Here is a 26,508-nt window from a genome sequence, read left to right on the forward strand (position 1 = left end):
AAAAGAATGGGATGTTTTACGCAGCAAATAATGTCTGATAGAGTGGGCTGGGTCTAACAAGAATATGACGCGATAATTTGTTAAAATCAATATTGAAAATTTAGATTAATTTGGAAATATTCCTATTGACTTTAAATTTGATAAATTGTACTGATGGAACTGTAAAGTTTAAATGTTCGATAATAAAAACATTTCCTTATCTTAAATATAGCTATGTTATTTAGTAGTTAGCAACATTTGTAATATAAATAAAAAAAATTCCCGAAGAAATCTCCGGGAATAATTTGAATTGATTTTAGAACTATTACTTCGTAAATCTTACAGCCATTTTTCTGTCTGCAGCTCTTTCTTCGTTAGAAGCTGTAGCAGGAACTTTTGCGAATTCGCTTCCGTATCCTTCCGCTCCAACAACTTGTGCTGCTACTCCTAATTTACCAAGTTCAGATTTAATAAAGTCTGCTCTTTGCTGAGATAATGCCTTATTTTTTGCGGCATCTCCAGTCATATCAGTATAACCACCAATTTTAATTTTAGCATCTGGATACGCTTTTAAGATTTCAGCTAGATTTTGAATTTGACCTTCAGATCCTGCCTCTAATTCTGTAGCAGAACCAATTTTAAAGTTAACGTTGTCAAAATCATACCAGTTTTCTTTTAATGCTGCATCGTCTGCTGCATTTTTATACGAATCAGATTTAAGGAAAGTGATCATTGACGCTTCCATTCCATTTGCATATCCTTTGATCATTTTTCCGTTCAAATCGATGTCGGTAACTTCTTTAACTGGCGTTACCATCATTGCGCTGTCATTAACCATACCTGCCGTAGAATCGGCAACCATTTCTGTATTGTCAGTTGTAACTACTTCTTCGGTTTTATCCTTGTTGTAATTATTCCATAAAAACCAACCTGCTAAACCTAATAATAAAAGTGGCAATAACCATTTCCAGATAGAACCTCCTTCATTATTGTTATTGTCTGGAGTTGGATGTGAGTGGGTATCACCGCCTCTGTTCACTTCAACTTTTGGTTGATCATAAGAACTCACTGTAACTTTTTCTGCTTCTTGTGCACCAAACATATTTCCAACTCCTGAAGAAGCTAAAGATAGTCCTGCTGGTAACAATGATGAAACAATTCCTTTTTGGTCTTGTAATAAATTGGTAATTCCAGATGCACCTATATTGTTATCTGCTGCGTATTTACCCACAGATCCTAAAGTTGCACCTGTCACCATATTTAATAATGAATTTGATGTAGAATTATTTACACCCGAAAATGTCGAAACCGCATTAGTAATATCTGCAACTTTATCTCCGAAAATTGCAGTCAGTACTGTTGTAATCAAAGAGTTGTTTGACGTGCCACCCAATAAATTACCGAGCATTCCGTTCGAAGTAGATCCCATAATTGCGTCTAAAACGCCCGGTTTGTCAGCATTATTAGCCATACCTCCAACTACTGCTGGAAGTAAAGCGCTGATTGCTTTCGAAATTCCTGATTCGCTTTCTCCAAATTGAGTAGCTGATTGTGAAATTAGCGCTGGACCTAATTGTCCCTTGATAAGATCAATGATGTTTAATGCCATAATAGTTTAATTTTTAATGTTAATATTTAAATATATGCAAAGTTTAGTCCATAAAGTTGAAGATTACCTAATTTATAAAAATATTAACATTTTAAAAATAAACAATGGTGACACTATATTAGTAAGATTTTGCAAAAATTACTCTTTGTTTGGATGGCTTTCCTGTAATTAAAGAGATTCCAGCTTCCATTTCATTATTCAAAGGAATACAACGAATGGTCGCTTTAATTTCATTTTTAATTTGTTCTTCTTCTTCAGCGGTTCCATCCCAGTGTGCCGAAATAAATCCACCTTTTTCTTCCAATACTTTTTTAAACTCGTCGTAAGAATTTACGGTAGTAATGTGTGTATCTCTATAATTTAATGCTTTAGCGTAAATATCTTTTTGAATCGTTTTCAATAATTCTTCGATGTACACTTCAATATTCTCCAGCGGCTGAACTTCTTTGGTTAAATTATCTCGACGCGCTATTTCCACCGTTTGGTTTTCTAAATCTCTGGCGCCCATTGCAATTCTAATTGGCACTCCTTTTAATTCATATTCTGCGAATTTCCAGCCCGGTTTATTTTCAGTTCTGTTGTCATATTTAACTGCAATTCCTTTTGCTTTTAATTTATCTTGAATTGCAAAAGCAACTTCATTAATTTGATTCAGTTGATCTTCTCCTTTAAAGATAGGTACAATAACAACTTGAATAGGCGCTAAACTTGGAGGAAGTACCAAACCTAAATCATCAGAATGCGTCATGATCAAACCACCGATTAATCGGGTAGAAGTTCCCCAGGAAGTTCCCCAGGCGTGTTCTATTTTTCCTTCTTTGTTGGTGAATTTCACATCAAATGCTTTTCCGAAATTTTGACCTAAAAAGTGAGAAGTTCCCGCTTGTAAAGCTTTTCCATCCTGCATCAAAGCTTCAATACAATACGTTTCATCTGCACCGGCAAATCTTTCCGACGCCGTTTTAATTCCTTTAATTACTGGTATTCCCATGAAGTTTTCCACGAAATCAGCATAAACGTGAATCATTTTTTCAGTTTCTTCGATGGCTTCATCTTTAGTAGCGTGCGCGGTATGACCTTCTTGCCACAAAAATTCTGCTGTTCTTAAAAAGAAACGCGTTCTCATTTCCCAACGAACCACATTTGCCCATTGATTAATTAAAATTGGCAAATCACGGTAAGATTGAATCCATTTTTTATACGTGTTCCAGATAATGGCTTCAGAAGTCGGACGAACGATTAATTCTTCCTCTAATTTTGCTTCGGGATCAACTATTAATTTCTTAGGATTATTAGGATCTGTTTTTAAGCGATAATGAGTTACAACTGCACATTCTTTTGCAAAGCCTTCGGCATTTTGTTCTTCTGCTTCAAAATAACTTTTAGGAATAAATAGCGGGAAGTAAGCATTCTGATGACCAGTTTCTTTAAATTTCTTATCTAATTCATCACGCATTTTTTCCCAAATTGCATATCCATACGGTTTAATCACCATACAACCACGGACTCCAGAGTTTTCCGCCAAATCAGCTTGTACTACCAGTTCATTATACCACTTGCTATAATCTTCGGCTCTCGAAGTAATTTTTGCCATTCTATTTTATCTTTTAATTTAACTTTTTGTAGCTTTTTATATCTAATCTAAAAAGCTTATTTTTACTCAAAATTCGTCCTAATAAATTGGTACAATTTTGGTGCATTTGCAAATATAAATCAAATTAAAACTTTTTCACCTTATCATGAAAATAATTACTTATAAAAAATCGATAGGATTGCTAAAATCGAAAGCATTATTAGCAGTTTTAGGAGGTTTCATTTTATCTTCCTGTGGAGCGACCATGGGTGGTTACAGCGAAACCGATGGTGTTTATTACGATCCAAATAGTGATACTATTCCTGTGGGAGTTGTAATGAATAACGGAAATCAAGTTGGCGACTATTATGATTATCAACAAATGGATGATCAAAATAAATACTTGAATACTGATAATAGAAATCAAAACTGGCAAGATTCCCAAAATTCTGATTGGGGCAACTTTACAGGTACAGAAACTTACTATAACGATTCTTTGGGATATCCATACGGTTATTCATCAGGCTTTGGTTTTGGGATGAGTTTCGGTTTCGGTTCTCCTTGGGGATATAGTGGATACTATAATCCATGGGGATTTGGCTATAGTCCTTTCGGCGGATATTACAGTCCTTACTACAGTTACTACAATCCTTACTACGGATATAATCCATATTATGGTTACAATCCTTACGGCTACTATTCCCCTTACGGAAATGGCTACGGATATGGAGGTTATAACAGTTACAATGCTCCTGGATTCAATTATAAAAGAAGTGGTTCTGATGGTTCTGGATTTAGAAATAGTACTTCTGGAGTAAGACCAAACAATAATCAAAGTTCTGGTTTTAGAAATGACAATCCTCGCTATAATACGCAGCAGAATACCAATCCTAGATATAATACGCAGCCACGAATCAACAACCAGCAGCAAAGTCAACCGCGATACAGAACATCTCCGCAACCGAATAGGACGCCTAGACAAAATACTACGCCGCGACAATCAACACCTAGATATGATCAGCCAACCAGAAGTAATTCTAATGATAATGGATTCAGATCAGGGAACTCTTCAAGCGGTGGTTTTAATAGTGGTTCATCAGGGTCATCGAGTTCGAGCTCAGGTTCTACAAGATCATCTGGTGGTTTTAGACGATAAAAATTTAATTTAAGATATATTAAAAATGATCAAAAAGTCTTTTATAGTTTTGGGAATCTCAGCGGCTTATTTCGCAAATGCCCAAGATATTTCAACGCTTAGAAATACAGCAGATATTTATTCTAATTCTTCCTCAATTGGGTCTGCAAAATACAACGGTATGGCAGGATCGATGGGAGCTTTAGGTGGGGATTTCTCTGTTATGAATACAAATCCAGCAGGAATTGGAGTTAGTATCACGAGCGAAATGTCTGGAACTTTAGCAATTCAAAACAGTAAGAATGCGACTTCGTTAGCCGGATCTTCTTTAGATTACAAGGTTAATAATACTGATTTGGCAAATGTTGGCGGAGTGATGGCTTTCCAGTTAGATGGTTCTTCGCTTTGGAAGTTCGTGAATATCGGAGTCAATTATTCCAACCGGTCGATTGAGGATTATTCCGAAACTTCTGGAAATGGTAATGTGAATTTTGATATTTACGACGGAACGAATACCTTAATAGATAACGTTGCACTCGCTGGACATGCCTATAATCGCTACGGCGACGTATCTAAAATGAGTTTAGCCGTTGGTGGTAATTATGATAACAGAATTTATGTAGGTGCTGGCTTGAATTTTCATTCTGCAGCCATTGATCAATATGATTCTGCTGCCTTTACTTCCAGTTTGGATAACTCAACAAGTGTTTACGACAAACAGTATACGCCGTTTTCTGAATCATCAACAGGTTTCTCAGCTTCTGTTGGGGTGATCGGGAAAATTAATCCACCATTTAGATTAGGAGCTTCTATAGAAACGCCAACGTGGTGGAGTATTGCAAGAGTGTACAACGAATACGAAAATCCTACCGATGGAACTTATACTGAAGATAGAAATCTTTCTTCTCCAATGAAAGCTACCGTAAGTGCGGCTTATGTTCCGAATAAAAATTTCGCCATCAATGTTGATTATACTTTAGGTTTAACCAAGTCGAAATACAAAGTCTTCGGAAATGCCGAAACTGAACTGAATAATTTCTTCAGCGATAATTCTAAAAACTTATCTGAAGTTAAAGTAGGAGCAGAATATAGAATTGATGCTTTCCGATTAAGAGGTGGATATGGTTTTGCTTCAAGTCCGTTTGATTCAATGAGCATTTCAGCTTTTTCAGATAATGGAACTGTTGCCAATACTTCTTACGACGATTTAATCGTTGGAAAGAGAACGACGATCGGAGCGGGGATCGGATATGACTTCAGATCATTCTATATTGATGCGGCGTATCAAAATTTAAATTCAGAATATAAAAGTCCTTTTTTGAGAGGTTCAACAGGTAGCAATACCGGATATTTCTCAGACAATTATATTGTAGAATCTGATGCATCCGTAGTTTCAAATGTAAAAAACACTAGAGACAACTTTTTCATTACATTAGGTTGGAAATTCTAACGAACTACAATTTAGATATTATAAAAAAGACTTCAAATAAATTTGGAGTCTTTTTTTTGTCTTAAATTTTAGTGACTGTGAAACAGATGACTGGTCATCGCCAGTAAAACACCTAAAGTTACATAACCAATTTTTTTCCAGTCAACATTATGATTTTTATTACTTTCAAAAATAATAACAGAAGATATATGCAGGAAGATTCCACCAACTAAGGCCAAGAAATATACTTCTAAATCTGGGCTGAAATATTTACCTAAAATTAAACCTAAAGGTGAAGCCAAAGCAAAAATAGAAATAATTAGAAAGGCTGAGGGTGAGAACTTTTTATTCTTAACCAAAAATGCTCCCAGAATAAACGAGATTGGAATATTATGAACTAAGATTCCAGTTAAATATGGATTCAAAACTACGTCTTCATTTGCTAATGGAATTCCTTCTAAAAATGCATGAATAAACAATCCAACCATTAAAGCTAACGGCAGAATATTTTTTCCTTCGGTATGATGGTGAAAGTGGCCATGTTCAAAACCTTTGGTGAGATTTTCCAATAACATTTGCAGCAAAACGCCGCCAATTACCCAAAGTCCAATATTATGATGTTCTCCCGAATATACTTCCGGAAAAACTTCATTCAAACAAATGGTAATTAAAAATCCCGCACTTACAATCAAAAGATTCTTCGCAAATTGTTCGCGGTCTCCGAAAAACTTTCCCAGAAAGACACCGATCAAAACGCTAAGAATTAAAAGAATACTAATCATAACTCAAATTTAGAGGTGGTTTTTCTTTTTGAACACATTAATACAACGTGGAGAACTTCCTAGTTCAAATTCGTTCAGGTGATAGTCACCAAAAATCTGAACTCTTTCTAAATTAAATTCTTCCGCATACATATTCATCTCCTCTAAAGTGTGAAGTTTTACCTTTTCGAAAAAATGGAATTTCTCTCCGCCGTCTTTAAAAGAAATATCTTTGATAACATATTGATCTTCAATTTTCTTTCTGATAGTAAAATCAATTCCTTCTTTGGACGTTATTTCTTCTTTGACTAAAGTATTTTCGACCCATTTTGCATTCAGGAAATCCAGGACAAAATAACCGTCATCTTTTAAAATATTTGAAATGGATTGAAAAACTTTTCGATCGTCGTTTTCGTCTTCAAAATATCCGAAACTGGTGAAAAGGTTCAAAACAGCATCTGCTTTTTGCGTTGAAAGTTCCGTCAGAATTTCATTGCGCATATCATGAACCTCAAATTTTAAAGATGCATTTTCGAACTGTTTATTGTGCTCAATGCTTTGTTGAGATAAATCTAAACCCAAAACTTCGTAACCCATTTTATTCAAAAAAACAGAATGTCTGCCTTTTCCACAAGCCAAGTCAATAATTTTTGAATCTTTCTGAATGTTTAAGTAGTTGATTAGTAAGGTGATAAAATTTTCTGCTTCTGCAAAATCTCTGTCTTTATAAAGAATATGATAATAAGGAGTATCAAACCAAGTTTCAAACCATGCCATTCTGCAAAAATAACTAAATTTGCAATTCCAAAACGACAAGTTTTAAAAAGATTTCTTTGGATAATGATCTTCGAAAACCTTTTAACTTTAATTTGTCATTTTGAAGAGGTTCAGATTAAACTCAATACTTTAATAAATATCAACAAATTGTTGATCACCAATATATGGATACAGAAAATTTAAAAATACAGATCAAAACATTTTTCGGGCTCGAAGCAATTTTAGCAGAAGAAATCAGAAAACTAGGCGGTGCCAATGTTGAAGTTAAAAACCGTGCAGTAAATTGTGAAGGCGATTTAGGGTTTCTTTATAAAATTAATTACTCCGCCAGAACAGCGTTGAAAGTTTTAGTTCCAGTCTTAACTTTTAAAGCTTGGGACGAAAACCGTTTCTATGATAAACTTTTCGATTTTCCATGGGAAGAATATATGACCGTTGATCAAACCTTTGCAATCGATACGACCATTTATTCTGAGCGTTTTTCGCATTCTCAATTCATGGCTCAGAAAATGAAAGACGCGATCGTCGATTATTTTAAATTCAAATATAATAAAAGACCCAGCGTAGATACGCAAGATCCAGACATAAAAATTCACCTTCACATCGATCGGGAATTGGTAACCGTTTCTTTGGATTCTTCTGGAGATCCATTATTTAAAAGAGGTTACAGAAAAGAACAGGGCGAAGCTCCTTTGAATGAAGTTCTTGCTTCTGGAATGTTGCAGTTAGCAGGTTGGGATGGAAAAGGAAATTTCCTTGATCCAATGTGTGGTTCTGGAACGTTATTAATTGAAGCAGCGATGATCGCTATGGATTTACCAGCACAAACTTTCCGTAGAAGGTTTGGTTTTCAAAACTGGTTGAATTATGATGCCGAATTATTTACAACCATTAAAGAAGTTCGTCTTAATCGCGTTAGAGAATTTACCGGCAAAATTGTAGGTTACGATATCGATTCTAATATGTTACACGCGGCAAGAATCAATATCGAATCGGCTGAAATGGACGATGTGATCGAAGTAAGAGAACAGGATTTCTTTGATTCTAAAAAAGAATTATTCCCATTACTGATGGTGTTCAATCCGCCTTATGACGAAAGAATCGTAATTAACGATGACGAGTTTTACGCTAAAATTGGAGACACGTTTAAGAAAAACTATCCCAATACTTTGGCGTGGTTAATTTCTTCAGATATGGATTCATTAAAAAGAGTAGGATTAAGACCTTCCCGTAAAATTAAATTATTCAACGGAAAATTAGAATGTCGTTTTATGCAATATGAAATGTACGAAGGAACTAAGAAAATTCACAAACTAGAAGGAAGAGAAGGAGATAGTTAATAGATATCATTAAATTTATGCTGTGGAACATCTTAGATATAATCCTTAATTTCTTCAATCTCTTTCCCAATAAAAAGGAAGATGAAGCCACAAAACATTTCAAAAAATAACATTGACCACCATTTCAATCATCATCGCTATCTACAATCGAAAAGACGAACTTTTCGAGCTGTTGAATTCCTTATCGCGTCAAACAGATAAAGATTTTGAGGTGATCATTGTTGATGACGGTTCGATTCTTAATTTACGTCCAACAGCAGAATTATTTCAGGAGAGTTTAACGATAGAATTTTTTCGGAAAGATAATTCCGGTCCAGGTTTGTCACGAAATTACGGTGCCAGAAGAGCCAAAAATGACTGGCTCGTTTTCGTCGACTCTGATGTAATTGTTGAAACCGATTATATCCAAAATATGAAAAAGAACATTTCCGAAATTCCGTGCGATGCTTTCGGTGGTGCAGACAAAGCCCACAAAGGCTTTAACCTGATGCAAAAAGCAATTTCCTATTCGATGACTTCCGTTTTTACAACAGGCGGAATACGTGGCAATAAGAAAGCCGTCACCAAATTTCAACCGAGGAGTTTTAATATGGGTGTTCGAAAATCGACATTCGAAAAAGTCGGTGGTTTTTCAGAAATGCGCATCGGCGAAGATCCAGATCTATCGATGTTGCTTTGGGAGAATGGCTTTACCACAGCTTTTTTCGATGATATTGGCGTTTATCATAAACGTCGGGTAGATTTTGGTAAGTTCTCCAAACAAGTCTATCAATTCGGTTGTGCGCGTCCGATCCTTAATCAGCGCCATCCGAAGTATGTGAAAATATCTTTCGCCTTTCCGTCGCTCTTTTTATTAGGATATTTCCTTGGATTTATCGAGTATTTTTTCTTTCAAAAAGGCCTCATTCTAGGATTTTATGGACTATATACGTTCATCGTTTTCTTCCACGCCTTATACAAAACCAGAAATGTCAGCATCGCTGCAAATGCTATTATCGCGACCTATATTCAAATGTTTTCCTATGGTTTAGGTTTTCTCAAATCGTGGATTTTACTTAATGTTTTCCGCCAAAAACCAGAAGACGCATTTCCTTCCCATTTTCATAAATCTTAGTCCAACTGAACTTGTCAAAGTTCAGGGTGTACAATTGATCTCGTCGAAAGGCTTTATCGAATAGTTTTTTTTGGACGCCTTTTCCGGCTTTCACTACTCGCTTTTTTTTTGCCAGCGCTTTTGCCGTTGCATAAAAAAAGAGCTCAAACATGCCGTTCAATCCGGGGCGCAGTTTCATCTTAAAATCACTATTTTTGCAAAAAGATAAGCATGCAAAATTACCTTGAATTTAATTTTAAAATACAACCATTACAGCCTTGGAACGAAATCCTGATGGCAGAACTCATCGAAATAGGTTTCGATAGTTTTACAGAAGAGTATGACGGGATTTTAGGATATATTCAAAAAGAATTATTTAAAGAGGAAGAGTTAAAAGAAGTTCAATTGCTTCAAAATCCAGATATCAATATTTCTTACACTTTCAAAGAAATGCCGAATATCAACTGGAATGAGGAATGGGAAAAAAACTTTTCACCGATTAATATCGAAGATCAAGTTTCCATTCGTGCCGAATTTCACGAGAATCAGAACTTGCCACACGAGATTATTATTCAGCCCAAAATGTCTTTCGGAACTGGTCATCACGCCACAACATATTTGATGATTCAGCAAATGCTGGACATGGATTTCAAAAGCAAAACGGTCTTGGATATGGGTTGCGGAACTTCGGTTTTAGCCATTTTTGCGAAACAAGAAGGAGCGGGAAAAACCGTGGCAATTGATATCGATGAATGGTCCGTAGAAAACTCAATTGAAAACGCAGCCAGAAATAAGGTAGAACTAGAAATTTCTCAGGGAACTGCAGATAATTTAGGAAGTGAAAACTTCGATATTATTTTGGCAAACATCAATAGAAATATTTTGATTTCAGATATTCCAACTTACGTTTCTATTTTAAATAACGGCGGACAATTGTTACTTTCTGGTTTATGCTTCTTCGACGTAGATGATATTCTGGAAGTCTGTACCGCAGAAAAATTGACTTTAACAAAGAAAATTCAGCGGGAAGAGTGGGTTTCTTTACTCTTAGAGAAATAAAAAAACCTAGCGCAATGCTAGGTTTTTAGTGACCTCGACTGGATTCAAACCAGTAACCTCTTGAGCCGTAATCAAGTGCGCTATTCAGTTGCGCCACGAGGCCTGTTTTTCGGTGTGCAAATATAACAATTTTTTATTCCTTTCAAAAAATGAAATCAACTTTTTTTACTTTTTTATCACTTTTTCTTCTTTTCGCCTGTAAAAAGGAAATTAAAACAACATCAGAAGATTGGCAGATTGTTTCCGAAAATGTTCAGTTTAAAGAAGATGGAAATACTTTTCACTTAAAATCCGGGAAGTTTGATTATTCGATCCCAACTTCAAAACTTCCGTATAAAAAAGTGATCTTGCTGAATGCGAGTTTGGTTGGTTATTTTACGGAACTTGATTTAGAAAGAAACATCATCGGAATATCAAGTCCGGAATATGTATATTCAGAAAAAGTTCACCAATTGGTAAAGACTGGTAACATTCAGAATGTTGGAAATGAACAAAAATATAATTTAGAAAAAATTATTGCTCTAAAACCTGACGCAATTTTCACCAACTACATCGCAAGTTTTGAAAATACTTATGATCTGATAAAAAAAAACGGAATCGAAATTATTTTTTTGGATGAGTACTTGGAACAGAATCCTTTAAACAAAACAAAATATTTATTGGTGTTTGGGAAGCTCTTCAATAATGAAAAAAAAGCAGTTTCTAAAGTAGAAGAAATTCAAAAAAGGTATGACTCCTTAAAAATAGTAGCTAAAACTTCAGCTAATAAACCGATTGTTCTCGCTAATGAAATGTACGGAAATCAATGGTTCCTGCCGGGTGGACAATCAAACTTAGCACAATTCATTTTTGATGCGAATGCGACTTATATCAATTCGGGTAATTCTGAAACCAAAGCAATCCCAATGAGTTTTGAAGAGGTTTTTGTGAAAGGTCAGAAAGCAGAATACTGGGTCAACATTGGCAATCATCAAAATAAAAAAGAACTGCTTCAGATCAATCCTAATTATACTAAATTACCAGTGTTTAACGAAGGGAAATTATATACGATTGATCGCAAAACACAAGGAAAATCTAATGATTATTTTGAAAGTGGAGTAGTAAGAGCCGATGTCGTTCTCAAGGATTATATCAGGATTTTTCACCCAGAATTATTACCCAAGTATAAATTAACTTATTTTAAAGAATTGAAGTAATATTATCTCTATTTTTGCACCTTTGAAATCTTATATCTTTGGATCCTTATTTATGTGGAAGAAAATTAAAAAACTCATTTATATCATCGTCCTGGCAAATATTTTATTTATTGTTTGGGGGAAATTCTTTAATCCGCCGATCACCATAACGCAAGTTGGTGGTTTGATGGAATACGGAAAACTGAAAAGAGATTATATTTCTTATGCTGAAATGGGCAATAATGTAAAAAAAGCGGTAATTGCTGCGGAAGATCAAAGCTTTTTTAATCACAACGGATTTGATTATAAAGCGATTGAGAAGGCAATGCAGCATAATCAAAAAGGAAAAAAAATTCGCGGAGGAAGCACGATTTCTCAGCAGACAGCGAAGAATGTTTTTCTTTGGCAAGGCAGAAGTTGGATTAGAAAAGGTTTTGAAGCCGTATACACCTTCATTATTGAACTGGTTTGGGGTAAAGATGTGATCTTAGAACGATACCTGAATTCGATTGAAATGGGCCGTGGCGTTTTTGGAGTTGAAGCTGCTTCTAAATATTACTTTAATAAAAGTTCTCAGGATTTGACAAAAAGTGAAGCTGCCTGGATTGCCGCAATTTTACCAAATCCACAAAAATATGATCCCAAAAATCCGTCTGCTTACCTTAATAAAAAGCACAACTGGATCATGCGGCAAATGAATAACATCACGCTGAAATAAATTATCTTTACTGCGATTATGGGATTTATTTTTCGACATAGAGAAGGTTTCAGTACCATTCTGACCAAGTATTTTAGCTTTCAAAATGAGAGTAAATCTTTGGATCCACTCATTGAATTATTGAGCAGTATCCGTTCGGAGGATTTTCATGAAGTTTTGGATTTTTTAGAGGAAAATAAAGAACTCACTGAAAATTTTGGCTATTATATTCGAAATTTATTTGAAGGTAAACCGTTTAACCTTTCATTGACGGAAGCAAACATCTTATCAGAAAATGCCTTCTACCCAGAATTAAAGAAAAGATTGCTGGATAAAATTTTGCCGAGTGTTGAGAACGAAGACACGATCTGGTATTTGGTCGACACTGTTTCTGTGCGTCCAAAAGCAGATCTGGAATTTTTCAGAACCTTGAAGAAGGATCATTTAGATGAAATTTTCAGATTATTAAAAATTGATCAATTCATTTTGAAACCGAGCGTTAAAAATGAATTGTTATTTTCGTTAAATATTCTTGCCTGGCGAATCATCGGAAATGCGATGGACGTACAAGTTGTGAATATGGCGCCAGAATACCGGAATTTTGACAATCCATTTCTGGCAATGCAGAATGAAATTGATCTATTAAATCATAGCTACAAAGACAATCCGGATTTTCAATTAACGTCGAAAGATGTCAATTACAAGCAGATTAAAGTTTTAATGCAGCAATGTTTAGACTTTGTTGCATTGGCTTTTAAAAACTCTGCAAAATATGGTATTTCTGGAAAAATTAATCAGTCTTTAATTAAAATTAGGCAGCAGCTAGAACGGATGTCAGACATTCTTTCGGTGATGATTTTTGATAAAGAGGAAGATGTTCTACGCAATTCCAAAAGATTATTTTTCAAGATATTAGAATACAAATCGCATAAAAATAATCTGCGTGAACTGATTTCGGACAGCACCAGACTGAAATCGCATTTGATAACCAATCATACTGCAGAAACCGGATCACATTATATCGCCTCAACGTCCAAAGATTATATGTCGATGTTCTGGCGGGCGAGTGGTGGTGGAGTTATTGTCGGAGCTCTTTGCGTTTTAAAATTATTATACGGCTATATTCCGGGCAGCGATTTTTCGCATGCTTTTTTCTATGCTTTCAATTACGCGATGGGTTTCATTATGATTTATTTGATGAATTATACTTTAGCCACCAAGCAACCTGCAATGACGGCAGCTACGATGGCGAAAGTACTTTCGGAAGGAGAAAATACCCGCAAAAATTATGTAGATTTTGCCCATTTGGTATCTAAATTATTCCGCACGCAATTCATCGCTTTTATGGGAAATGTTTTATTGGCGTTCCCAATCGCACTCGCCATTATCTACGGAATGGATGTCATCTTTAAACAGAATTTTGCGGTTGAAAAATCCGCTGCGTTGCTAAAGGATCTGGATCCAATTCAGTCTAAAGCTATTTTTCATGCTTGTATCGCAGGTTTTTTCTTATTTATATCTGGAATTATTTCTGGTAATATTGGGAACAGTTCTGTCTTTTACCACATTCCAAAAAGAATTGAAAAAAATCCATTTCTTAATTACTTTTTTGGGAAAAATGCAGCAAAAGGACTTTCAGAATACTACGCTAAAAACTGGGCGGGAATTATTTCTAATTTCTGGTTCGGTATTTTTTTGGGAGTTACCGGACCGATCGGATTGTTCTTCGGTTTAGATTTAGATATTCGTCACATTACGTTCGCTTCCGGGAACTTTGCGTTAGGATTGTATGGAGCTGATTTCTCGGTGAGTAATGCAACTTTTTGGATTGCTTTTTTCACGGTCTTTTTAATTGGATTTTTCAACTTTGCGGTCAGCTTTGGCTTATCGATGATCTTGGCTTTCCAATCGAGGAAGATTAATTTTGGAGAAGTACGGGAAATTTATCGCGAGATATTTAGGTATTTTATGAAAAATCCATTGCGGTTTTTCTTGCCGCTTCGCTCTAATTTAGATAACAGCGCCAAAGAAATGGTAGATAATACGGTGGTTACAAAACCAGAAGATCAATAAAATGTTCCTCACCAAATTTCTCCTGAAACTTTTTTAAATAAAAGGTTTTTCGCATTCGAAAATCGTTTTTCAGCAACGGAGATTTAATTCTGATCTCTAAAATTTTCTTGTTCAAATTCACGGATTCAATCTCATTGAAAAGAGCGTCGTTCAAATATTCGTGCAGGAAATCTTTCACTTCAAAAGCCAGTAATTTATTTTCAAAGCCGTATAATCTTGCAAATGATTTAACCAGTTCTGAAGATTGATATTCTCTTTTCTTTTTTTTCATGATAAATCGAAAATTTTACTTTCTTCATTAATTCTCTTCACCACATTTTCAGTTCTTTCTCTGCTGGTATCTGTAATAAATATTTGTCCGAAATGTTCCTGATTAACGAGTTCTATCAATTGTGAAACTCTGGAATCATCCAGTTTATCAAAAATGTCGTCGAGTAAAAGAATTGGAGTTTTCCCCGTTAATTCCTTAATGCGGTTCATTTGGGAAAGTTTGAGCGCAATTAGAAAAGATTTCTGCTGTCCCTGACTGGCAGTTCTTTTCATCGAAATACCATTCATCTCAAAAAGCAGATCATCTTTATGAATTCCCTTTGAAGTGTACGTGAGCATTCGATCTTTTTCTAAATTTTGGCCCAGTAAAGTTCCGAAATTATTATCGCTCAGATCAGATTCGTAGATGACCGTAATTTTTTCTTTTCCTTTCGAAATAATCTCGTAATAATTTTGAATTAAAGGTACGATCGAATCCGTGAACTCTCTTCGCTTCTCAAAGATTTTTGATCCGAATTTAATTAAAGGTTCATTATAAATTTCTAAATTATCAGCATCGAAATATCTGTTTTTCGAGAAATCTTTTAATAGAGCATTCCGTTGTTGAATGGTTTTTTGATATTGAATTAAATTAAAAAGATAGTCAGAATCAGTTTGAGAAATCATCGCATCTAAGAATTTTCGACGGCTTTCCCCTGAATCAGAAATTAAATTTGAATCGTACGGTGAAATGATGACGCTTGGTAGAAACCCGATATGATCTGCAATTCGCTCATACGATTTATCGTTTTTTTTAATGATCTTTTTGGCCTCTTTCGGTTGCTGGATTTTAATGATGTTTTCTTTTTCACCATCGTCTATTGTTCCCTCGATCGTAAAAAAGTCTTCGTCGATTTTAATATTATTCAGGTCTTTATTTCCAAGAAAACTTTTGGCCATCGACAGGTAATGAAGAGCATCGAGAATATTTGTTTTTCCCACGCCGTTATTTCCGACAAAGCAATTAATCTGCGTGGAAAATTCAAAGTTTCGTTCTGAGTGATTCTTAAAATTGAGAAGGGATAATTTTGTAATAATCATAATCCTAAAATAATGTATATTTTTTCAGGGTCTTGATAATGGTCCCAAAATGAAAATAATTTACTTTTTGTAAAGATAAATATTTCATTTCAGAAAGGTCTTAATTTCAGGCGTAGGATTTTTTAGTTTGGGAAATTTACAAAATGAGGAATATCGGTTCCAAAAGAATTGATTGGAAGCATGCTGTTGCGGTAATCATTAAATTCATAGACTGCTTTGTTATCAAAAGGTACATTAGGATAATAAACGAACGAAAGCTGAATTCTGTTAAAAACCAAATACGGATTGTTGATCAGAACGCCGACTCCAAATTTTGAATTCGTTTTCGCCTTGAAAAGACTTTGATTTTTTTGAGAAAGCCAACCCAAAGCAACGATGCTGTAAGGACTAAAGTGAAAATTTTTCCAGGTTTTATTCACAAATAATTGCATCTGATGCCGCAAGACTAATTTTTTTGTTCCGATGAAATCTTCGCTGAAAGCTCGGAATTCTTCGTCACTGGAAAGAGTCATTCGATTCTTGTAAGAAGAATTATAAAGTTCACTTCCCCAGGCAAAAGTAGGAGAAAAGAAATGGCGAACTTTTGCAAATTTCCAATCATGTAAGTTCGTAAAATATGTTCCCTCAAATCTGAAAGAGTCGCTGTTTTCTTTTTCTTCATTAAAAAATCTGCCATATTCCGCTTTCGCCGTTAAATATCCCCAGTTGATAAAACTTCCTACTCCTGTAGAAACGCCAGCGTAAGGAATTGTTTTAGTGCTTCGCTGCATCAATCCTGTGGTAATGCCAAAGGATTTTCCGTAGGGAATATCTTCAGGAAGGTTGTAGTCGAATATGTCCTTTTTAACATCGAATTTTCTTTCTATATAAGTCGCCGAAGCTAAGAAACTGTTGTAAGAGGAGAAGAAGTTTTGTTGATCTATAATAGGATTGTCCTTATATTGATAATTTTGAAAACGACCTAAAACGGCAATGTTTCTGGAGATTTCACTTTTGTCACCGAAGAAAACGGGGAATTGATAGCCGCCCCACAGATCCTGATTGTACACCTTGATCTGAACTTCCGGAAAAGCATCTGAATTTTCAACAGGCATTAAAACTTTCCTCATAAAGTATTCAAAAGTAAATCCGCCTGCCCAACGGGTAAGTGGTGAAAAGAAATCCCGTCTTGCGCTGAAAGTAATGCGTTCATTTTCTATATAATCTTTCTCGCCAGAAATCCCGGCGTTAATAAATGACCCGAAAATATTGTTGGCCATATAAGATGCGGTGACCTGATTCTGCTTATCTTTAAAATCATTGGAGTACAAAAAACTAACCTCATGTCCCAAACCAAGCAGATTATCTTCTCTAATCCCGGCTCCAATGTTACTACCTGAAAATCTTAACCTGGGTTTTAAACTCCATGAATCCAATACTTTCACTACAACATCAATTGAATCTTTGGTAGAAGCACTGTCTACAATACTGATGTTTACACGGTTTACAAACTGCATATCCCGCAAAATCCTTTCAGATTCGTACAGTTTCTGAGCGTTGTATTCTTCTCCTTTTTTAAAGAGTAAATAATTTTTGATGGTTGATCTCTTCGAATCGATATGGACGCGATCAGCAAGACGATCATACCATTTTGAATCTGTATTTTTAGCTGAAATTTGATATCCAAAAGGATCTGTTGTTTCAATTTTAATATTTCTGATTATTTTTCCATTGTAAGAAACACGGGAAGGTTTTTGGGTTCTTGATTGAACTGAAATCGAATCTGCTTCCCGACGAAAAATCAAGCGGTGTATAAATTTGGTGGATTTTCTTTTATCAGAAAACTCCTCAATTTTATAGTATAACGAATCCTTTTTCTCTTGTGCAGAAATAAAAGAAATCGTGGATGATAAGAAGATAAATAGAAAAGTATATTTGTGATTCAAGGTGATCTTTTTAAATTAAAAATGAACAATCAATTTATGAGCCAATACAGCAGCAAAAATAGCAAAGGCAGCCCGCTGCAAGTCTCTACCCAAAAAGAAAAATAGGTCTCTTTATTCGAGTTTTCTGAAAAATAAATCAGGACATAAGTGAAAATCGAAGTTAAAAAAAACGCAAATGAAAACCCGGTTTTTAAGTAAAAAATCGCAATCAGTAAACTGATGAAAATCAAACCATACGCGAGATATTTGGTGTTCTGAATCCCAATCAATCGGGGGAAAGTAACAACAGTGTCAGATCGCATATCCCGAATATCAAAAGGTAAAACCAAAGCAGTAATAAAGATCCAGCTGATCCAAAAGATCTCTGAATTAAATTCTGGTAGAATCAGCCAGGAGTTGATCAACGCCCAGGTTAGTCCAACGTAAAAAATTTTGAATAAAGGAATTTCCCGTACAAAATATTTGAGAAATTTACTGTCATAAAGTAAACCCAAAATCACGATGATCAGCCATTTTACAAGCCGTCCATCATTGTGATTGTAGATGATCAAACCAGCAGAAATAATTCCGCAAATGACATTAAAAACAAGAACTTTATAAAATACCTTTTTACTATTCTGATATTTCGTATAAATATATCCGCTGAAGTAGGTGATGAAGATAAGCGCGATGGTCGGAGTTTTGATAATGTTCTGCTCAAACATAAAAAACACAGCAAATAAAGTTCCCATTAAAGAAACATAAATTTGACTGTCGATGATGTATTTTTTTAGTAAATTTAAACGGTGCATTCTCACAAACCTTCGAGGTTTTTAAAACCTGGGCTGGTTTCAAATTAGAAAACAAATCTATGAAAAATAAAATTTTTACAATCCTCCTGCTGTTAATAAGTTTTACGGTGGTTTTCGGACAGAAAACTTACGACGATCAGTGGAAAAAAGTAGCTGAAAATTACAAATCAGGAAAGTACAAATCTAATCTGCCCTTAATTTTAGACATTCAAAACCAGGCCATGAAAGAAGACAATTCCATTCAATTGATACGTTCTTTAAAAGCAGAATTTAGTATTATCAATCAAACTTACGATGATACTAAAAACGATTCATTCAGTCGGTTTTTTACGAAGCTAAAAGGATTGGATTCCAAATTAAAGGGCGATGATCAATTATTGTATCAATCGTTACTGGGAGACTTTTTTAATGATTATTACCAGCGAAATCAATGGCAGATCAATCAGAGAACCAATATCAGTAATGAGGATCTCGGTCAAATTGAAACCTGGTCGAAACTGGATTTTAAAAATTATTTAAGTCAACACTTTCAACGTTTAGATACAAAGAAAGAAGCTTTGCAAAAGATCTCGATGTCGAAGTATAAATCGATTTTTGAAGGAACAGAAGACCTGGATTATTTCCCAACTTTATTCGACTGGAATGCGATGAACGAGATTAAGTTCTACAATAATTCTCAATTGTTCACTCCCAATGAATTGAAGGTCAATCAATCAAAAATTTCAAATCTATATCAAGAGCTCATTCAGAAAAATACTGGAAATTCAAAGCTCTATTTTCAACATCAAAAATTAAATGATGATTGTGCGCTTACCAACTGTAAAGATAAAATTCAGCAACTTCAAAATTTAGTTAAATCTTCAACCGAAGGTGATTATAAAGTATTGATCATTGCTGAAATCATCGATCAACTAACAGCGGAACAAAAATATCCAGCAGCGCTCGCTTTAGTAAAATCGGCCAAAGAGCAGTATCCGAAGTCTACATTTATAAACAGTATTCTTAATAGAGAGAATTCGATTTTGCAACCAAATTTGTCTATTCATTACGAGAAACATACTCAAGCGAATTTGCCAATTCATCTGGTTGCTGACGCTAAAAATGTAGCAAAGTTTTCTTTAAATATTTATGAGGTCAAAGATGATCAGCATAACTTCTTAAAATACGTAGCCAATTCCTATGAAAAAAATCGCTTCTCTGCGGTTAAGAAAAATTTGGTAAGAAAGGAAACATTTGATCTGAAGGACTTAAATGATTATAAAAATCATAAAACATCTTTAGAAATAAAAGGACTTCCGTCTGGAATCTATCTTGCCGAATATGTTGTTGAAAACTCCATTCAGGATAATTTCTATTTCATCGCTACCAATTCCAGAATTATCTACAGTAAAAAAGACGAACGTAAAAAAGCTGACAATCAATTACAACTCGTCAACCGTGAAAATGGAAAGTCTATCCCGAATGAGAATTTGAAAATTTTTGAATTCACCAACGACCAAAAAGCAAACACTCTGGCTGCGAAAACAGATCAGTCTGCGGTTTTCAAATTTCCTGTTTCCAAAGATAATCAGTATTACAGATATTATTTGGTGCAGCAACCATCGACCAATGATTATAATTTGATGCAAGTTTACGGCAATCAATATTACAACGAACCGAAAAAAGTAAAAGAGCAAAATCTTGCGCAAATTTTTATTGATCGCGGAATTTATCGACCTGGTCAGATCGTTTATTTTAAAGTGATCAACACGAAATTAGTAAATGATAAAGAAACAGTGAACGCGGGAGTTTCCCAAGAAATTATTTTAAATGATGCCAACGGCGAAGAAGTTTCTTCTCAAAAATTTACGTCGAACGAATTTGGTTCTTACCACGGAAGTTTCACTTTGCCCAACGGAAAGCTCAACGGTGAATTCTCTTTGGAAGTTGATTCTGATGATTTAGATAGTGATGCTACAAAGTATTTTAAAGTTGAAGAATACAAACGTCCGAAATTTGAAGTGACTTTTGAACCCATAAAAGAAGAATACAAATACGGACAAACCATTGAACTGAAAGGGAAAGCCATGATGTTTTCGGGTGTTGCTTTGAGCAATGCAACCGTGAATTATGAAATCAAAAAACAAAATATCCGCTGGAGATATTTTTGGTGGTATCCACGAGGAAATGATAATGAGAATTCTATTTTAGGAGAAGTTAAAACCAACGAAAAAGGGGAATTTACCATTAAGATCGATTTGAAGAAAGATGAAACTTTAGAAGGAATTCAAATCGATAATTTTCAAATCAATGCTTCCGTGACCGATATTAATGGGGAAACTCAATCTGCGACGGAAAATGTAAAAGTCGCCTCGGTTTCTCATTATATCAAAGCCGATGATATTAAAGACACTTTCACCGATGAACCTTTAAAAATTAAAGTGGAGACCAAAAATTACAACGATCAAAATTTAAAGAAATCCTATCAGATTAAGTTGTCGAAACTTCAACCGAAAGAAAGAGTTTACCGTTCTAATTTTGAAAATCAAATTCAGGATCTCCCGAATTTTTCAAAATCAGAATTTAATCAAAAATTCCCGTATGACTATTTTTCAAAAGAAGAAAAGGATTCGAAAGTTGAATCTGTCATTCTGAATGGTGTGCAGCGAAATGAGGAATCTTTGGATCTAGGAAAACTCGCTGCCGGAAAATACAAGCTCGAACTCTTTAATGTAGAAGGAAAAGATACCATCAAAACGGAAAAAACTTTCGAGGTCTTCGACAAACGATTTTTAACGGATTCACAAAAGCCTTATTTAAAAGTCATTCAACCAAAAGCGGAATTCAAGAGAACTGAAAAAGCGAAGATCTATGTTTATTCAGCAATTCCGGATGCTTTGGTTACTATTTATATTCAAAATGGGAATGGCGAAACTTTAACGGAGCAAAAGAAGTTTAAAAATGGACTTTTAGAATATGTTGTCAATCTTCCGAAAGATGAAAGCATTGATCAGATCAATCTTCAATTTCAGTTGGTTGCTTTTAATGATGTGAAAACGGAAAATATCAATTTAAGTATTGCTTCCGATAAGAAACCTTTACGTATTGAAGCGGTTACGTTCCGCGATAAATTAGAACCTGGACAAAAAGAAAAATGGACGGTAAAAGTTTTAGGCGAGGATAAAGAGAAGATCAACGCTGAAGTTTTAGCGAATATGTACGATAAATCTTTGGACCAATTTGCAGGTAATAGTTTTTCCTGGCAACAGATCTATCAGAAATATTTCCTCATGAATTCTTTTGGAATTAATGAAGGTTTAGCTCAAGAAAATTACAACAAGCGAGTTCCTTATTTAAAAACTAAGAATGTAAATGTTCCAGATTTTAATTGGTTTGATGGTGGAATATATGGAAATCAAATAGTTCTTCGAGGATTTGCATCAGGTATTACCGTTCAAAATGAAATGTCCGCACCTGCTTCAAAAATGCAAGTTGACTCAGCAATGGTAGCAGATGAAGAACAAGAGGGGATGGTGAAAAAAACACTTTCTATGAAAGTTAGTGCGAATGTTGTGACAACCGAAAATTTAGACAAAATTCCAGTCCGCCAAAATCTCAATGAAACAGCATTTTTCTATCCAAACTTAATGACCGACAAAGATGGAAATGTAACTTTTGAATTCACATCTCCAGAAGCATTAACGCAATGGAAACTGATGTTCTTGGCGCACACAAAAGATGCGCGATCAGCAACTTTAGAAAAATCAGTCGTTACGCAAAAAGAATTTTCTGTAACGCCAAATTATCCTCGGTTTTTACGTGAAGGTGATGAACTGAATCTTCAATCAAAACTGTCCAGTTTAGTCGATAAAAAATTGAGTGGAGTAGCGCAGTTACAAATTTTAGATGCTTTTACAAATGAAGATATTTCATCTAAATTCAATTTAAATGAAACTCAGAAATCGTTCGAATTAACCGAAAATGGAAATTCCGTCGTAACCTGGAAATTGAAAGTTCCAAATGAGGTTTCTTCGATGATTATTAAAGTCGTAGCCAAAGCCGGAAACTTTTCTGATGGTGAACAAAAAGCAATTGCTGTTCTACCAAATAGAATGTTGGTGACCGATGCTGTTCCGATTTTTGTGAAAGAAGGACAAACCAAAACTTTTACTTTAGAAAATTTGGCAAAAAACACTTCGACAACGGCGACCAACTTTTCGAATACTTTGGAATTAACGACCAATCCGATCTGGGAAATTATGTTCGCCTTACCAAGTTTGAAAAATGATACCAACAATTCTGCAGATGTGGTTTTCAATAAATGGTTTGCTGATGTTTTGGCTTCAGAAATTTTCAAAGCCAATCCGAGATTGAAAACTGTTTTTGAAGAATACCAAAGCAAAGGTTTACTGAAAAGTAATCTGGATAAAAATCAGGAACTGAAACAATTGCTGTTGGAAGAAACACCATGGGTTTTCGAATCGAAAAATGAAACTGAACAAATGGAAAAATTAGCGCGTTTGTTCGATGCTAATAATATGCGAAATTCGATTAATGAAGATTGGAGCGAGTTGCTGAAACTACAAAATCCAGATGGTGGATTCTCTTGGTATCAAGGTTATCCGAGTTCTTATTACAACTCACTTTATATTCTGAAAAATTTAGGAAAGATCAATGAATGGTTGAAAGGAAATGTTGGCGATTATCAATCTTCAGAGCAAAAAGAAATGGTTTCCAAACTTGTTAAGTATGTGGATTCAGAAGTTCATAAATATTGGGACGTGAACAAAGAATACGTTTGGAATAATTATGTTTTAGACTATCTAGATACGCGTCATTACTGGGAGAAAGAATATGCATTAAAAGGAAAAGGCGCTCAGTTGAAATCATTAGTCATCCGAAAAGCACCGAAAGCCGAGATCAAAGATTTCACGTTCTTTGGTTTGCACCGCGCTGCTTTACTTTTTGATGATTATAAACTTCCAACTGTTTCTAAAAAGTTAATGACTTACTTAAAAGAAACTTCGACGGATTCGGAAACTCAAGGCGTTTACTGGAAACAGAATCTGAACGATTGGGGATGGTATTCTTCCAAAACCGTGAATCACGCCGGAGCGTTAGAAGCGTTCAATAAATTAACGCCAACTGATGAGACCTTGATCGAAGAAATGAAGATCTGGTTGATTACTCAAAAGGAAGTTAATTCTTGGGGAAGTTCTCGCGGAACAGCAGAAGTTATTTTCACCATTTTAAATTCTGGGAAATCCTGGACAAGTTCTGAAAGCGATAAAGCCACGATTATTTGGGGCGGAAAAGAACTCACTAATCCAGATACGAAAGCAACTGGTTATGTGAAATCTACTTTAAAAGGAGAGAAAATCGAAAACAAATTAGGAACAGTTACCGTGACAAAACCTGGTCCTGGAATTGTTCAAGGTGGTTTATTCTGGCAATATTACGAGGATTTAGATAAAATAAAATCTTCTGAATCTTACCTTTCCATCACCAAAGAATTGTATAAAAAAGTGAAAACCGTAAATGGGGAAGAGTTGATCAAAATTGCAGAAAATTCTCCGCTGAAAGTAGGCGATAAAGTTACGGTTAGAATGATTTTAAACACTGACAGAAACATGGAATTTATCCATCTGAAAGATATGAGAGCTGCAGGTTTTGAACCTGTAAATGTGATTTCTAGGTATGAATGGAAAAATGGTTTAGGTTATTATCAATCTACGAAAGATGCCTCTACGAATTTCTATATTGAAAATATGAGAAAAGGGAAATATGTCTTTGAGTACGATTATATTTGCAACGCCTCCGGAACGTTTAGTAACGGAATTACGACTTTGCAAAATTATTACGCGCCGCAAATGAATGCGCATACGAAAGGAACAAAAATTACGATTACCGAATAGTGTACTTTGTCAAAGTTTTAACCAAATCCGTTTCAGTTTTGAAGCGGATTTTTTTGTGTTTATCAGAAAAATTTAACCTTAGATTTTTTCGTAGATTTATTTACGAATAGAGGAGGATAAATCTCAACATCTCTTGACATGTGAAAATTCACTTTTTGACAAATGTCAAAGGATTTGATTTCCATTCTCCGCAACTTTGTACCATCAAACAAACAACAGACAAAATGAAAACCTTTAAAAATAATTTGGGCAAACTGCTGCTCTTTTTTCCGGCGTTGGCATTTGCGCAAACAGCACCGACTTTACAGGAATTGATCGATCATGCGTTGATCAACGACGGAACATTAACCCAACAAACCCTTGAAAATAAATATACCCAACTCGATGATCAAAAACTGAAAGATGTTTTTCTTCCGAAAGTTGAAGTGACCGGGAAAGCGGGTTATCTCTATACTTCCGCGCGTCTTAATTCACCGGAAATTAATCTTCCCGCACTTCCACCCATTTTTCCGGGTGCTGCAATTCCAGAAGGTCAACTTTCTAATAATCTTAATATTTCCGGGATTTCGACGATGGCAAAAGCTGAAGCGAGTGTTTTGCTTTATTCTGGCGGAAAAGTGAAATATCTGAAAGAAGCCAACAGAGAAAAAAATATTTCTGAAAATTTATTGATGCAGAAAAGCCGTGATGAAATCATTACCGAAATTTCTAAAGCGTATGATCAAATGGCCTTGGTTCAGGAATCTAAAAAAGTTTTAGATGAAGCGAAAAAACGTTTAGATATTAATAAAAAAACGGCTGACAAAGCATTGGGTTATGGATTGATCACTCCTTATGATCACAAGAAAATTGAATTGGCGCAAGCAACTTTGGATTCTAAATTAGTAGAATACGAAGGAAAAAAAGAATTGCTGATTACCCAAATCGAAATTTTAACCGGAATCGAAAGAGACCGAATAGCTTTAATTCAGCCACAATTGCAAACTATTTCTTATGAAGTTCTCGATCAAAATATTGAGAATAGAGTAGAGATTCAAGCCCTGGATCACGGCATCAAAGCAACCGATTATAAGATTAAAGCCGAGGAAAGATGGTGGGTTCCGAAAGTTCAGGCACAAACTTCCGTAAGTTATATTGGATTGTTTAATGGGAATATTGCAACGTCAAAAGAATTGTTGCCAAATTCCGGAAAGAAACTGGATTTTAATCCCTCGAGTTTAAATGTGTTGCCATTGGTTCAGGCCGGAGTTGGTTTTAAATGGGATGTTTTTGATGGTAATGAAGGAAAACATCTGATTGAAAAAGCCAAAATTGAAAAGGAAATTTTAGAAAATAAAAAACGCGATGCTTATAAAAAACTGAATCTGAATTTAGCCAACAATCAGACAAACTACACAATTGCAAATGCGCAAATTAAATTGAAAGAAAAATCCCGCGAAATTGCCAAACAAGGTTTAGAACAAGTGGAAAAAGAATTCCGATATGGAACCAAAACTTCCGCGGCTTTAATTGAAGCCGAGAATGATTTACAAAATGCAGAACTGGAATATCAGAACGCTATTTTTAATCAAAGAAGAAGCGCCATCGAACTGATGAAATCCACGCAGAATTTGCAGATCGAAAAACTGTAATAAAATAGGTTTCCTAAAACATAAATCTTTAGTCTTTAACCGCAAAAGAGACAAAAGACAAATGATGAAATAAAGATTTTCAAAAGCCTGCGAAAAGTAAAACATTAAAAATATTAAACTTTTGCAAACTATTGATTTACTTCTATTAAAATAAAACTTTTGCCTCTTTTGCGGTAGAAATAAATTTAGTAAGTTTTTCTAAATCCATCATAACAAA

General features: G+C 34.9%; 18 protein-coding genes and 1 tRNA gene. 10 read left to right on the plus strand and 9 right to left on the minus strand.

Annotated features, from left to right (window positions below):
* Nucleotides 1–304 precede the first annotated feature (304 nt).
* Both ACEYOS_RS11555 and proS read right to left on the minus strand, forming a co-directional pair.
* The gene (locus tag ACEYOS_RS11555) at nucleotides 305–1,588 is read right to left on the minus strand and encodes a DUF937 domain-containing protein (RefSeq protein ID WP_373797579.1); all 1,284 of its coding nucleotides are present in this window, start codon (nucleotides 1,586–1,588) and stop codon (nucleotides 305–307) included.
* 118 nt (nucleotides 1,589–1,706) lie between these two features.
* Complete coding sequence (proS, locus tag ACEYOS_RS11560) at nucleotides 1,707–3,182, minus strand: proline--tRNA ligase (protein WP_373797580.1); 1,476 nt, start codon at nucleotides 3,180–3,182, stop codon at nucleotides 1,707–1,709.
* A 145-nt stretch (nucleotides 3,183–3,327) separates the two neighbouring features.
* Here proS and ACEYOS_RS11565 point away from each other — a divergent pair, with 145 nt between their 5' ends.
* Both ACEYOS_RS11565 and ACEYOS_RS11570 read left to right on the plus strand, forming a co-directional pair.
* Complete coding sequence (locus ACEYOS_RS11565) at nucleotides 3,328–4,317, plus strand: prolyl-tRNA synthetase (protein ID WP_373708891.1); 990 nt, start codon at nucleotides 3,328–3,330, stop codon at nucleotides 4,315–4,317.
* Nucleotides 4,318–4,342: 25 nt separating this feature from the next.
* Entirely contained in the window at nucleotides 4,343–5,746 is a 1,404-nt protein-coding gene (locus ACEYOS_RS11570) for an OmpP1/FadL family transporter (protein ID WP_373708892.1), read from the plus strand.
* A 68-nt stretch (nucleotides 5,747–5,814) separates the two neighbouring features.
* Here ACEYOS_RS11570 and ACEYOS_RS11575 read toward each other — a convergent pair whose 3' ends face one another.
* Together ACEYOS_RS11575 and ACEYOS_RS11580 are read right to left on the minus strand one after the other, a co-directional pair.
* A complete protein-coding gene (locus ACEYOS_RS11575; protein ID WP_373708893.1) occupies nucleotides 5,815–6,507 on the minus strand; it encodes a ZIP family metal transporter in 693 nt (230 codons plus the stop codon).
* A 9-nt stretch (nucleotides 6,508–6,516) separates the two neighbouring features.
* Nucleotides 6,517–7,263, minus strand: a complete 747-nt coding sequence (locus tag ACEYOS_RS11580; RefSeq protein WP_373708894.1) for a class I SAM-dependent methyltransferase — start codon at nucleotides 7,261–7,263, stop codon at nucleotides 6,517–6,519.
* 164 nt (nucleotides 7,264–7,427) lie between these two features.
* On the opposite strand from ACEYOS_RS11580, the gene ACEYOS_RS11585 reads away from it, so the two are divergent.
* The 3 genes from ACEYOS_RS11585 to prmA all read left to right on the plus strand — a co-directional run bounded on the left by ACEYOS_RS11585 (nucleotide 7,428) and on the right by prmA (nucleotide 10,755).
* Complete coding sequence (locus ACEYOS_RS11585) at nucleotides 7,428–8,603, plus strand: class I SAM-dependent RNA methyltransferase (RefSeq protein WP_373708895.1); 1,176 nt, start codon at nucleotides 7,428–7,430, stop codon at nucleotides 8,601–8,603.
* A gap of 112 nt (nucleotides 8,604–8,715) precedes the next feature.
* Nucleotides 8,716–9,717 (plus strand): glycosyltransferase family 2 protein, encoded by a 1,002-nt coding sequence (locus tag ACEYOS_RS11590; protein ID WP_373708896.1) that lies wholly within the window; start codon nucleotides 8,716–8,718, stop codon nucleotides 9,715–9,717.
* A 210-nt stretch (nucleotides 9,718–9,927) separates the two neighbouring features.
* Nucleotides 9,928–10,755 carry a 50S ribosomal protein L11 methyltransferase gene (prmA, locus tag ACEYOS_RS11595; protein WP_373708897.1) on the plus strand — a complete coding sequence of 276 codons (828 nt, stop codon included), beginning with the start codon at nucleotides 9,928–9,930 and terminating at the stop codon, nucleotides 10,753–10,755.
* Nucleotides 10,756–10,784: 29 nt separating this feature from the next.
* Here prmA and ACEYOS_RS11600 read toward each other — a convergent pair.
* A tRNA-Arg gene (locus tag ACEYOS_RS11600) sits at nucleotides 10,785–10,858 on the minus strand.
* Nucleotides 10,859–10,904: 46 nt separating this feature from the next.
* On the opposite strand from ACEYOS_RS11600, the gene ACEYOS_RS11605 reads away from it, so the two are divergent.
* The 3 genes from ACEYOS_RS11605 to ACEYOS_RS11615 are packed head-to-tail and all read left to right on the plus strand — an operon-like array spanning nucleotide 10,905 to nucleotide 14,700.
* Nucleotides 10,905–11,951 (plus strand): ABC transporter substrate-binding protein, encoded by a 1,047-nt coding sequence (locus ACEYOS_RS11605; RefSeq protein WP_373708898.1) that lies wholly within the window; start codon nucleotides 10,905–10,907, stop codon nucleotides 11,949–11,951.
* Nucleotides 11,952–12,003: 52 nt separating this feature from the next.
* The gene (mtgA, locus tag ACEYOS_RS11610) at nucleotides 12,004–12,648 is read left to right on the plus strand and encodes a monofunctional biosynthetic peptidoglycan transglycosylase (protein ID WP_373708899.1); all 645 of its coding nucleotides are present in this window, start codon (nucleotides 12,004–12,006) and stop codon (nucleotides 12,646–12,648) included.
* A gap of 18 nt (nucleotides 12,649–12,666) precedes the next feature.
* Nucleotides 12,667–14,700 carry a recombinase gene (locus tag ACEYOS_RS11615; protein ID WP_373708900.1) on the plus strand — a complete coding sequence of 678 codons (2,034 nt, stop codon included), beginning with the start codon at nucleotides 12,667–12,669 and terminating at the stop codon, nucleotides 14,698–14,700.
* Here the strand turns inward: ACEYOS_RS11615 and ACEYOS_RS11620 are convergent.
* From ACEYOS_RS11620 to ACEYOS_RS11635, 4 genes are all read right to left on the minus strand, one after another.
* Nucleotides 14,678–14,971: a hypothetical protein gene (locus ACEYOS_RS11620; RefSeq protein ID WP_305519841.1), complete on the minus strand. Its 294-nt coding sequence runs from the start codon at nucleotides 14,969–14,971 to the stop codon at nucleotides 14,678–14,680. The genes ACEYOS_RS11615 and ACEYOS_RS11620 overlap by 23 nt on opposite strands.
* Nucleotides 14,968–16,050 (minus strand): DNA replication/repair protein RecF, encoded by a 1,083-nt coding sequence (locus tag ACEYOS_RS11625; protein WP_373708901.1) that lies wholly within the window; start codon nucleotides 16,048–16,050, stop codon nucleotides 14,968–14,970. The genes ACEYOS_RS11620 and ACEYOS_RS11625 overlap by 4 nt, the downstream gene beginning before the upstream one ends.
* 122 nt (nucleotides 16,051–16,172) lie before the next feature.
* The gene (locus ACEYOS_RS11630; protein WP_373708902.1) at nucleotides 16,173–17,975 is read right to left on the minus strand and encodes a POTRA domain-containing protein; all 1,803 of its coding nucleotides are present in this window, start codon (nucleotides 17,973–17,975) and stop codon (nucleotides 16,173–16,175) included.
* A 29-nt stretch (nucleotides 17,976–18,004) separates the two neighbouring features.
* Nucleotides 18,005–18,706, minus strand: a complete 702-nt coding sequence (locus ACEYOS_RS11635) for a hypothetical protein (protein ID WP_373708903.1) — start codon at nucleotides 18,704–18,706, stop codon at nucleotides 18,005–18,007.
* A 119-nt stretch (nucleotides 18,707–18,825) separates the two neighbouring features.
* On the opposite strand from ACEYOS_RS11635, the gene ACEYOS_RS11640 reads away from it, so the two are divergent.
* Nucleotides 18,826–24,660, plus strand: a complete 5,835-nt coding sequence (locus ACEYOS_RS11640; protein WP_373708904.1) for an alpha-2-macroglobulin — start codon at nucleotides 18,826–18,828, stop codon at nucleotides 24,658–24,660.
* A 155-nt stretch (nucleotides 24,661–24,815) separates the two neighbouring features.
* Nucleotides 24,816–26,291 (plus strand): TolC family protein, encoded by a 1,476-nt coding sequence (locus tag ACEYOS_RS11645; RefSeq protein ID WP_373708905.1) that lies wholly within the window; start codon nucleotides 24,816–24,818, stop codon nucleotides 26,289–26,291.
* The last annotated feature ends 217 nt before the right edge of the window (nucleotides 26,292–26,508 follow it).

It is taken from the genome of Kaistella sp. (assembly GCF_041824135.1).
In the GTDB taxonomy this organism is placed as follows: Bacteria; Bacteroidota; Bacteroidia; order Flavobacteriales; family Weeksellaceae; genus Kaistella.